8 protein-coding genes are annotated in these 8,535 nt (G+C 56.5%); 7 read left to right on the forward strand and 1 reads right to left on the reverse strand.

The window, feature by feature from the left end; all coding sequences use genetic code 11:
- Positions 1–222 precede the first annotated feature (222 nt).
- Positions 223–1,245 carry an AraC family transcriptional regulator gene (locus tag IE113_RS13080; protein WP_189542216.1) on the reverse strand — a complete coding sequence of 341 codons (1,023 nt, stop codon included), beginning with the start codon at positions 1,243–1,245 and terminating at the stop codon, positions 223–225.
- 201 nt (positions 1,246–1,446) lie between these two features.
- Between IE113_RS13080 and IE113_RS13085 the strand changes: the two genes are divergently transcribed.
- From IE113_RS13085 to IE113_RS13115, 7 genes are all read left to right on the forward strand, one after another.
- The gene (locus IE113_RS13085) at positions 1,447–2,298 is read left to right on the forward strand and encodes a TauD/TfdA dioxygenase family protein (protein ID WP_189542218.1); all 852 of its coding nucleotides are present in this window, start codon (positions 1,447–1,449) and stop codon (positions 2,296–2,298) included.
- Positions 2,295–3,317: an alpha/beta fold hydrolase gene (locus tag IE113_RS13090; protein ID WP_229822409.1), complete on the forward strand. Its 1,023-nt coding sequence runs from the start codon at positions 2,295–2,297 to the stop codon at positions 3,315–3,317. The genes IE113_RS13085 and IE113_RS13090 overlap by 4 nt, the downstream gene beginning before the upstream one ends.
- 323 nt (positions 3,318–3,640) lie before the next feature.
- The gene (locus tag IE113_RS13095) at positions 3,641–4,870 is read left to right on the forward strand and encodes a site-specific integrase (RefSeq protein WP_189542220.1); all 1,230 of its coding nucleotides are present in this window, start codon (positions 3,641–3,643) and stop codon (positions 4,868–4,870) included.
- A 69-nt stretch (positions 4,871–4,939) separates the two neighbouring features.
- Positions 4,940–5,299, forward strand: a complete 360-nt coding sequence (locus IE113_RS13100; RefSeq protein ID WP_189542222.1) for a hypothetical protein — start codon at positions 4,940–4,942, stop codon at positions 5,297–5,299.
- Between the two features lie 7 nt (positions 5,300–5,306).
- Positions 5,307–6,014 (forward strand): hypothetical protein, encoded by a 708-nt coding sequence (locus IE113_RS13105; protein WP_189542224.1) that lies wholly within the window; start codon positions 5,307–5,309, stop codon positions 6,012–6,014.
- Between the two features lie 8 nt (positions 6,015–6,022).
- Positions 6,023–7,345, forward strand: coding sequence for a tetratricopeptide repeat protein (locus IE113_RS13110; RefSeq protein WP_189542226.1), 1,323 nt, complete (start codon positions 6,023–6,025; stop codon positions 7,343–7,345).
- Between the two features lie 165 nt (positions 7,346–7,510).
- Positions 7,511–8,473: a hypothetical protein gene (locus IE113_RS13115; protein WP_189542228.1), complete on the forward strand. Its 963-nt coding sequence runs from the start codon at positions 7,511–7,513 to the stop codon at positions 8,471–8,473.
- Positions 8,474–8,535: the final 62 nt, after the last annotated feature.

Consider the following 8,535-nt stretch of genomic DNA (forward strand, 5'->3'; position numbering starts at 1 on the left):
CCTGCTCGCTTCCGTACTATAACAAATCCCATCGGCATCGGACGCGCCAAACGCGTCCGCCGACCGTGCAAGAGCTTGAAGGGTGAGTGAAGGGAGCCGTGGCCCCGATATCCGCTACAGGCGATAATGCCCTGCACCCCTAGCACCGCTTGTCCTCAAAGGCCAGCGGCCACCGCGTTCAGACAAGGCCGATGCAGACAAGGCCGGTGCCCGGCATGATCATCAGCGGGCCCGTAAGGGCGCCAGCCGGATCTTGCGCCACTCGCCGGGCGATGGGCCGAATCTGCCCCGGAAGAAACGGATGAAGGCCGCAGGATGCGAGTAGCCCAGCCGCAGCGCGATTTCCTCGACTGACTGGGACTGGTCGCGCAGCAGCTCCAGCGCAAGGTCGGCGCGAATGTCGGCGAGAATGGCGGTGAATGCCACGCCCTCGCGGTCCAGTTCGCGTTGCAGGGTACGGACGGTTCGCGACAGCGCCTTGGCAACATGGCCGATCGAAGCCCGCCCCATCGGCAGCAACGCGTGGATCAGCCGGCTGACCATGCTGGTGATCGCGTTTCCTTCCGGCGCCGGCAGCGTATCCAGCAGGCCTTCGGCATATCTGGCCAATGCAGCGTCTGCATTGACGTTGAGCCGGTCGAGATCGGCCGATGGGCATTCCAGCCCGTCAAAGGCACTGTTGAAGTGGACCGGGCAGCCGAAGAACCGGCGATGAAACGTCGCACCCTTGGGCGCAGGATGCGAAAAGTGCACCCCCAGCGGCACCCAGTGTTCGCCCGACAGCAGCCGGAACAGGTGAATGTAGGTCGAAAGCGCAAGTTCCCGCAATTGCCGGGCCGGGACCGATGACCCGGTTGCGAACCCGACCATCAGGGTCGCGATCTCGCCCTCGGTCTCGATGTGGGTACTCATCGCGTCGGTCATCAGATGGCGGTAGCGCTGGGTCATGGCCAAGGCATCGCGCATGGTTGATTGCTGGCCGAGGACAAGGCCGATCACGCCCAGGTTGGCCAGCCGCCGCCGCATCGCGATGCGGATCCCCAGATCGGCAATGCCTGAACGCTCTGCCAGGCTATCGAGCAGCCAGGCGACGCGATCGGCCGGAATGGTGATGTCCGGGCGGTGCAGCGTATCGGCGTCGATCCCGGCGTCGCGCATGGCGGCATAGGGATCGATTCCCGCTTCCAGCGCGACCGCGGGAAGATCGAGCAAAGCCACTGCGCGGATATGCGGTTGAATCGGCATCGCCCCTCCTTCTGGCGCGAGATGTTAATTGTGTGACACGAAATGGCAATCATTCTGCCCCGGCCACAGGATATCCAAGCTTTCAACACTTCGCGGCCGCCCGCTCGCCTGTTGCGGACTGGCAATGGTCTGGACGGCGGGCAGGGCCGGGGCCGCGATGCCGATTTGATGATTGCGAACAAACGGGAAGGGAGAATGGACATGCAAGTGAAGCGACTGACCTGCAACATCGGGGCCGAGCTGAAAGGCGTCCAGATCAAGGACGCCATCGACAGCGACGATCTGTTCAACGAGATCTACCGCCAGATGCTGGCGCACAAGGTCATCTTCTTCCGCGACCAGGACCTCACGCCCGAGCAGCACGCCGCCTTCGCACGCCGGTTTGGCGACCTTGAGGACCATCCTTTTTCCGCCGAGGGTCCCCGGGTCGAAGGCTTGGTCAACATCTACAAGGATGAAAACAGCAAGCCCAACTACCTCGAAAACAACTGGCACGCGGACGTGACCTGGCGGGAAATCCCGCAGAAGATGGCAGTGCTACGCTGCGTGAAGTGCCCCGAAGTGGGCGGCGACACGATGTGGGCCAACATGGCCAAGGCCTATGAGGACCTGCCCGAGCACATCAAGCAACAGATCGACGGGCTCTACACCCGCCACTCGATCGAGGCGAGCTTTGGCGCCTCGCTGCCGATCGAGCAGCGCCATGCCCTGAAGGCGCAGTACCCGGACGCCGAGCACCCGGTGGTCATCACCCACCCCGAAACGGGTGAAAAGGTGCTCTACGTCAGCGCCTACAGCACCCACTTCACCAATTTCCACACCCGCGAGAACGTGCGTTACGGCAACGACTTCACGCCCGGTCATCACTGGCTGCTGATGGACCTGGTGCGCCGGGCCACGATCCCCGAATACCAGGTCCGCTGGACGTGGGAGCCGAACAGCGTGGCGATCTGGGACAACCGCTGCACCCAGCACTACGCCGTGGCCGACTATCCGCCCACCGTCCGCCAGATGCAGCGCGCCGGCGTGATCGGGACGAAGCCGGTGCGATGAGCAAGGCCCCGATCATCGGCGCCATGCGCAACGTGAACGACCCGGCCGCCTTCAGCCATCGCACGATCGAAGCCAACGGCCTTGCGATCCATTACGTGGAGGAAGGCGCGGGGCCGCTCGTCATCCTGCTGCACGGATTCCCCTACACCTGGTTCGAGTGGCGTCACCAGATCGCCGCACTGAGCGAGGCCGGGTTCCGGGTGGTCGCCCCGGACATTCGGGGTTTTGGCGAAAGCGGCAAACCCGATCCCGTCGAGGACTACACCCTGCTGCACAGTGCCGGAGATGTGGTTGCGCTGCTGGCTGCCCTGGACGAGCCAGGTGCGCTTCTGGTCGGGCACGATCTGGGTGCATGGATTGCGGCTTATGCTGCAAGGCTCAGGCCAGACCTGTTTCCGGCCCTGGCCCTGATCAGCACGGTCGTCGGCCCGCGGGAAGCGCAGCGTCCCAGCACGGGCTGGGCAGCGCTGGAGGCGCAGTTTGGTGGCAAGTCGCACCACCACTACTTCCAGCAACCGGGTCTCGCCGAAGCCCAGCTTGATGCTGACATCACCAAGTCGCTGCGCGGCATTCATTTCGCCATTTCAGGGCAGGCCACGGGAGCCCAGCGCTGGCGGCTGTTCGTGAGGCCCGGTGAAACCGTGCTCGATGTGTTGCCGGACCCCGGCTTTACCCCATCATGGCTGGGCGAAGAGGCGTTCGGTGAATACGTCCGGCAATACAGCAAAGCCGGGTTTGCGGCCCCCTTGGCACACTACCGCTGCCGCGATCGCACTTGGGACCTGACCGCCGCCCTGGCCGGGCAACCCGTGACCCAGCCCGCCATGTTCATCGGCGGCGCGGCCGATCCCGTCATGGATCTGATGCATCCACTTTATGATGCGATGGAGGAGACTTACCCCGGGCTGGTCTCCAAGACCCTGCTGGAAAACGTCGGCCACAGCGCGCCGGAAGAAGCCCCGGAAGCCGTTTCGAACGCACTGGTGGCATTCTGCACGGCGTATGGGTTGAAGCATTGAAGGATCGGCCGCCCAGACGATGCGCCCGACGGCAATTGCCACTTCCTGACGTCGGCACACGACGAATCCGCACAATCCGTTCAGCAGATCGCAACCCGATTACCGGTGCGGATCCCGAGGCCAAGCGGGACGGAAAAATGCCATGCGAATGATTGAAAAGGTGGTGAGCCCTGCTGGGTTCGAACCAGCGACCTACTGATTAAAAGGTCTCGCACACACCTTATAAATCAATATCTTATTAGTTAGTTTATAATACCTGTTTACACCTTTTGCAACCGAGCCTATTGCCCACATTTGGCTTTAAATTAATCGCTTGGGTGCAAATGGTTGCGAAAAGCAGAAATGCCCTGTCGGAAGAGATCATACTGATCTCACGTGGCATCGCAATCTACAAGGTGGGAGCCAGTCCCTACTGGCAGTGCCGGGTGCGGGATGCACGGACTAAGAAGTATGTGGTCCGTTCGACCAAAGAGACTTCCCGCATCAAGGCTCGGTTAGCTGCGGAAGAAATCGCCGCTGAAATCCGAGGCAGCGTCAAACGGGTCGAACGTCAGTTCACGTTTGAAGCCTACGGGAAACGGATGATCCAGAAGGCTGATCGGATGGTGGCCAATGGCGAACGTCACTCCAACTATGCTCGTGACATTCGATACTGCCTCGAAAACGAAGCTTGGGGACTCTACCGTCTGCTCGGACAAAAGGATGTTCGAGAAATCAGGACCCGGGAATACCAAGAGGCAATGGACAAGATCCAATCGGATCGTCCTGACCTCTCCACCTCAACCCGGAACATCCTCACCGCCACATTCCGTAATGTGTTGAAGGTGGCTCGGGATGATGGCGTGATTGATGCCGTTCCAGCTACGCCACGAGCCAAGCAAAAGGATGCACCCCGCTCGTACTTTCCATTTCATCCGCTGGTGGCGAAGCATGAGGATGTTTACAAATCCGTCATCGAGAAGACGAAAGAGCTTGGCGAAAAGCAGCACAAGGTCCGTGGCATTCCTATTACCGACGAACTCTACGATCTGGTCCTGTTCCTGACGCATTCATTTGTCCGACCAACAGTGTCCGAGGTCTATGCGCTGAGGCATTCCGACATCACGGTAGCCACCGATCCCCGCCGACTGCTTATCACGGTCAGAGCAGGTAAGACAGGATACCGAGTGGCGAACTCGATGCCCGGCGCTGTGTCAGTATACGAACGCATCCTTCGCCGGTACCCGGACGCCAAACCTAGCGACCACCTCTTCTATCCACATTATGGGAACCGTGAAACAGCGGCCCGGAATGTCCAGAAACTGTTCCGAACTGTCCTCGACGAAGCGGGGATCAAGGACGATCCATCGGCAGGGATCAAGTACACGATCTACTCCCTGCGACACACAGCCATCTGTATGCGGCTGGTCCTGTCCCATGGTGAGGTGAACATCTACAACCTCGCCAAGAATGCTGGAACTTCGGTCGAGCAGATCGAAAGGTTTTATGCCCGTCAGCTGCCCTTGAGCCGAGAGATGGCAATCAATTTGCAAAAGTTTGGCGGACAGAGCTGAACGAACCGAAACCGTGGCATTCTTATAGGGCTGCGCCGACGTTGATCACATTAATATGGAGATGTGATCATGGAATTGAAGTTTGTTGCCGCCAAGAAACCTGAGGCCATCAACGCCATCGTCCAGCGCCGCCAACGACTCGTAAGACGCATAGATCAGCAAATCGATCTTATTCAGAATGCGAAGGACGGACTGCTACCCCGCACATCCTGGGCTTGGATCGACGATAAGGGCAAATATCTACTTCATATCAAATATGGAAAGAATTCCATCGAGTTGCAGAAGGGCAAGTTCGCCATTGAATGTGATGATGTTGAAATGACATCAAAAGTTCTTGTAACTATCCGCCAAATGGTATTGAGTGGTGACTTAGATGATCCAATTGCTCAGGCTTCAGGGGAAATCCGGGCGAGGTTTGGGAAACGTTAGGGGCGGGATGAAAAAGGTCATGCTCGGAGCGGCGGTTGCCGCTGGTATTGCGCTCTCCTTGTCAGGGTGTAGTGCCGTCCAAAAAACCACAGACTGTAGCGATCAGGATGCAACTGACGCAACCATCAACGCTCTAAAAGATGCCATTGAAAAGGCAGCTGAACCGAGGGTGAGAGGATCAGACGGAAATCCCGTAATCCTGACGTCCAAAATCCGTTCGGCGATTGCGCAGCTGAAATTCTCCATCGAGGCAATCCGCACTTCCAAATCAGATCCGCAAAGCACAAAGCGTTATTGCACCGGGACCCTCAAGGTCGTTTACGGGATAGCGATGATCAAGGATGCCGACGACGTGCGGCATGACTCAGGGCTCGATTCCGTCGATGTTCTAGCTGATAAGTCCAGCATTGAACGTTCGGCTGACTACTTCAAGGTCGATATAGACTATAACGTCCAGCCGACCGACGACGGAAAAATGATCGTCTCATCGGTCGAAAATGCCAGCGACAAGATCGAAGTGTTTGCCGAGGTGTTGACGTCTCACCTCTTGAAGCCGGTGATCGACGAAGCCCGGCGGAGGGGAATACAGCTCAAGGGCGCTGCAAGTGCCACCGAAGTTCCGGAAGTCGCCCCTCCCGTTGATGCCGCCGTAGATGCTGCTGCAGATGCTGCTGCTGCTGCCGCCGCAGATGCTACTGCAGTAGACAGGGATTAAGTCAACGCATGGTGCGGCCAGCAAAGTGGTTGGCAGCCGCTACAGCTGCGTATCTCAGTAGTACCGTTTGCCTAGCCCAGGGAGTGGTCACAAACTCGGTCATAGGTGCGTACAACAAGGCAGAACAAGCTCAGCAACAAGCCGCCGCAAGGAAAGCTGCAGCAGCTAGGGCTGCTAAGCTGAGAGCTTTAGAGGAAGCGAGAGCTAAGGCTGCCCGACAGCAAGCTGAACGAGCAGCTGCTATCGCTAGGCAAGAAGCAGCCAGGCGCAGTGAGGAGATGCGGCGGGCGGCGGCGGCTGAGGAGGCCGCTCGACGAGCGAGAATACAGGCAGAGGATGCGGCTAGGCGGTCAGCAATGGAGGCAGAGGCAACGGCCAGAAGGCAGGCGCTGCTGGAGGCGGAGCAAAAGGCTGCGGAGCTGCGACGCATAAACGAGATAAATGCCCAGAACCAACGAACTGAGCTTGAGCAAAAAGCGAGAGCCGGAGATGCACAGGCGGCATTGGCCTTAGCACGAATATTCGAAAAAGGTGAATATGTTGCTCCCTCGGCCACAGATGCGGAGGCTTGGTACAAAATGGCGGCAGAGCTCGGGTCTACCGAAGCGCAGATGCGGTACATTAGGACCGCTTCCTTAAACCCAAGCAGCCAAAGCGATCCGCTCGTTATAAAGTATTTGACAGCTTTAGCGACGGCACAGAACCCTGAAGCTCTTCTCCTCTTGGCCCAACGGTATGCGTCAGCAGGGGGTGTCCCTCAAGACAAGCGCAAGGCCTTAGAGCTACTTAGAACAGCCGCAGATGCTGGATACCTTGAAGCTCAAGAGGCACTCGGTCAGGCCCTCCAAGATGGCAGCTTGGGGGAAAGGAATTATCGTGGAGCGATAGACTACCTCCTAATGGCAGCGAACCAAGGCAGTCTTAATGCCCAGCTTAATTTAGGAATGGCTTATGAGTATGGTCTTGGAGTAAAAAAAAGTCCTGAGATAGCTTTTCGATCTTATAAAGCCGTATACCAACAAGACAGGCGCATAGAGGCATTAGAAAGGATGCGGGCAACCGATGCTTTTGGTTATCCCGGAAAGAATTACGATATTGCTATCGGTTATAATCTTAAAATGGATTGCCCCGCAGCCGACATATATCTGAAAGTGGAGTTTGGCGTCATCAAGGAACAAAGCGGCGGAGTTTATTTAGAACATAATAGGCCAAAAAAAGAGAAGGGCCGAAACCTCTATAAATTCGGCGGATTGATCAAAACAATAGCTGACTTTGATCAAAGGAAATTAATTCTGCTCGGTCTCGGCAAGACCGTTTTTGACTGTGAGTGATATTTTCAGGCCGAATGAAGGGCGTCCAGACCGGGGCGGGAGCCTCTCATACAAAGGGGGGCTTATTAATACCTCTGAATAATATTATCTACTCCCTACAAACTCATTCCTACGAAGCGAAGTGAGGTTTTCCTGGTGGATCGCCCATACAAGAGAGCGGCTCTGGTGGTAGCCATCCTTGCCGGAGGAGGAGCAGGTGGCGAGGTATATGCGGCACCTCAAAACTCAGTCATAGGTGCGCTCAACAAGGCAGAACAGGCTCAGCAACAAGCGGAAGCTAGGAAAGCTGCAGCAGCTAGGGCTGCTAAGCTGAGAGCTTTAGAGGAAGCGAGAGCTAAGGCTGCCCGACAGCAAGCTGAACGAGCAGCTGCTATCGCTAGGCAAGAAGCAGCCAGGCGTAGCGAAGAGGCAAGAAGAGAGGCACTAGCTCAGGAAACTGCCCGGCGAGCCAGGCGGGAGGCCGAAGAGGCTAATCGGAGACGAATTGATGAACGTCGTCAATTGTGTCTTCGGGAATTAGAGCTCCAAAACGATAGGCTAAGCGAGGCTCGATCAAATGTAGCCGCTCAGGATTTTACAAGACTGACGAAGGTGTCTGGGTCGACAAAGAACCAAAGCGATATTCCAGAAGGCGAATTGCGCTTAGCTTTATCATACTTGAAAATGAATCAATACGATTCAGCCATAGATCTTATCACTGGGTCAACCGCCCTCAACACTGATTTGGCAAAACTAATTCTTTCCAAGGCATATTTCGGAAAGGCATTAAATATCAAATATTATAGCATTTCTCTTAAAGATGAAAAAAAATCGATCCCTTATTTATCAAAAGCGAAGGATGCTTTAGGAAAAAATCCAACTGGCCAGCTATTTTCCTATCGACACTACATTGATGGATACATAGCGGCTTCTGGACAGCAACATACTGCAGCAAAAAAAAGCTTTTTGGCATCCTACAAAGCCGGCAATGACGATGCGGCGTACTACATATCTCAGTCATACCCAGACTTGCCCCTGGATGGATTGCCGATGACTGAAATATCGTGGTTGACCAAGGCTGAAGAGCTGGGAAACACAAGAGCAAGATATAAGCTGGACACCTCGAAGAACCGGCTGTTTTTGGCTTGACGGCGGCGCGAGGGGTCTGATGGCGGCTTTTGAGACGTGAGGGTTGGCCTTTTCGGCCCGGT

Source organism: Novosphingobium arvoryzae (assembly GCF_014652615.1).
Taxonomy (GTDB): Bacteria; Pseudomonadota; Alphaproteobacteria; order Sphingomonadales; family Sphingomonadaceae; genus Novosphingobium; species Novosphingobium arvoryzae.

Excerpts from the sequence above, each read along its gene's own strand:
- IE113_RS13080 (WP_189542216.1), bottom strand. The coding sequence starts at position 1,245 with ATGCCGATTCAACCGCATATCCGCGCAGTGGCTTTGCTCGATCTTCCC.
- IE113_RS13090 (WP_229822409.1), top strand. The coding sequence starts at position 2,295 with ATGAGCAAGGCCCCGATCATCGGCGCCATGCGCAACGTGAACGACCCG.
- IE113_RS13110 (WP_189542226.1), top strand. The coding sequence starts at position 6,023 with ATGGTGCGGCCAGCAAAGTGGTTGGCAGCCGCTACAGCTGCGTATCTC.
- IE113_RS13100 (WP_189542222.1), top strand. The coding sequence starts at position 4,940 with ATGGAATTGAAGTTTGTTGCCGCCAAGAAACCTGAGGCCATCAACGCC.
- IE113_RS13095 (WP_189542220.1), top strand. The coding sequence starts at position 3,641 with ATGGTTGCGAAAAGCAGAAATGCCCTGTCGGAAGAGATCATACTGATC.
- IE113_RS13105 (WP_189542224.1), top strand. The coding sequence starts at position 5,307 with ATGAAAAAGGTCATGCTCGGAGCGGCGGTTGCCGCTGGTATTGCGCTC.
- IE113_RS13085 (WP_189542218.1), top strand. The coding sequence starts at position 1,447 with ATGCAAGTGAAGCGACTGACCTGCAACATCGGGGCCGAGCTGAAAGGC.